1 protein-coding gene is annotated in these 1,410 nt (G+C 33.5%); it reads left to right on the top strand.

Translation table 11 applies throughout. From position 1 onward, the window contains the following. On the top strand, positions 1-934 hold a 934-nt coding region (locus C0512_RS15695), incomplete at its 5' end, for a hypothetical protein (RefSeq protein WP_290863267.1). Positions 935-1,410 lie beyond the last annotated feature (476 nt).

The following is a 1,410-nucleotide window of genomic DNA, read 5'->3' as shown; positions in this document are numbered from 1 at the left end:
TTTTCTAATAACATCCAATTGGGAAAAATCTCCTCTGGTGGAATTCTTCACTAAAAACTATAGTCTTCCCAATTGTATTTTAAATCTCTACCTAAAAGTATTTTTTAGAACAAGAAGTTTAGGATTTGCTATTATAACTTCGAGTATGCTTCAAAATTTGATTGACAAGAATATTTCTCCAAATTATTTATATCAAGTAGTTGAAAATATGCCTGTTGAATCAATCCAAGTAGTAGAGTACTATCTTCGTTTCATATCGGCTAATCTTAATATTAAAAATCTTCAAAATCCGCCCAATTTAGCCTTCTTTAAACCTGCACCCGATCCAGCATTCGCGCTAACTGCTTTTGAAGTTTATACAGTTTATCGTCAATTAAATATTGCAGAGCTAAACTTTCATGCTGAATTAGCTTTTTTAGCAAAAGATATTAATCTGAAATTACCTAATGGTAATAATTTATTACATACATTGCTCGATAATTTTTCTACCGTTGAGAAGAAAGGTGTAGGTACCAATAACCAACAATATGACTTCTTGAAGATTACCCTTGATACAAAAGTACCTGTTCAAGATATAGACAAAAACGGAAGAACAGCATTTACTCATTTTTTAGATGTGATGGATCCTCATGCTTGTTGCCCGGAAAATTTTAAGCATTTTATACAGGCAGGAGCAAATGCTGATGAAAAGAATTCAAAGGGCTTGACAGGTCTCCATATGGTCTATGATTGGGGCAGAAAGGACAAGCTCGGTTTGTTCATCAACTTTGGCATGAACCCAGAAGTTGTTCATCCTAACTATAAGAAATCGGTGTCTCAGCTTCTTAAGGATAGGAATGAATCTCACTATCTTAAGCCAATAACTGTAAACAAACAGAAACCCAACCAAACCCCTGTAAACTTACTAGAGACAGATTATCATTTAGATATGTAATAGGCTAATGCTACAGTATTATCAGGGATAATTTTTCGAAACAATTTGGTATTTAAATTCTTTGATATTAAAGTAGCAGATGTTTTTTGGGGGGAGGGAATTGCTTAAAAAAAGAGGGGCGTATTTTTTTGGAATAAGGCACAATTTCCCCAGTGCGATGAACAAATTTACTCTCTACAACTGGAACTAATTTTCTTAAATTGACAATGCGATTTGCTTGGAGACCTTAAGCTTTGGATATGTTGCTCAAAATTTTTCTTATTACTGAAAACTTTAATAACTGCCTCACCATTCTTAAAATAAGCAATCGCTTTTCTTGCGGAAAGATTATCAAATGATAATTTTTCATGAGGACGTAGCCCATGAATGCACACCTTTCGATATTAAATTTTCCTTTAAATGGGGACTTTCTAAGTTAATTTTCTCTCCAGAAGCAAAAAAAAGATCATTCTCTGAATGGGTGACAAACAAAATCC

Source organism: Flavobacterium sp. (genome assembly GCF_013822155.1).
GTDB lineage: Bacteria > Bacteroidota > Bacteroidia > Flavobacteriales > Flavobacteriaceae > Flavobacterium.
The sequence above is the reverse complement of the archived record's forward strand: the minus strand, read 5'-3'. Positions and strand labels throughout refer to the sequence as shown.